1 pseudogene is annotated in these 252 nt (G+C 62.3%); it reads right to left on the bottom strand.

The annotated features are described in order from the left end of the window. Positions 1 to 251: pseudogene (locus tag XdyCFBP7245_RS23625) on the bottom strand (transposase); the annotation flags it as partial. Position 252: the final 1 nt, after the last annotated feature.

Raw genomic sequence — 252 nt, 5'->3', positions numbered from 1 at the left:
ACCACGCCCGATCCACTCGCACACCAGCGCACGACGCGCCGGTGCGCTCACCACTTTTTTCGCAACGCATCCTTGATCAGGTCGTTCTCGAATAGCTGCTCGGCCAGCAACTTCTTCAACCGCGCGTTCTCGGACTCGAGGTCCTTGAGCCGCTTGGCATCGGGCACGCTCATCCCGCCGAATTTGCTGCGCCACAGGTAGTACGAGGCCTCGCTGAAGCCATGCCGCCGGCAAAGGTCCTTGATGGCCACG

The organism is Xanthomonas dyei (genome assembly GCF_002939865.1).
Lineage (GTDB): Bacteria > Pseudomonadota > Gammaproteobacteria > Xanthomonadales > Xanthomonadaceae > Xanthomonas > Xanthomonas dyei.
This window is presented reverse-complemented; position numbering and strand designations above follow the sequence as displayed.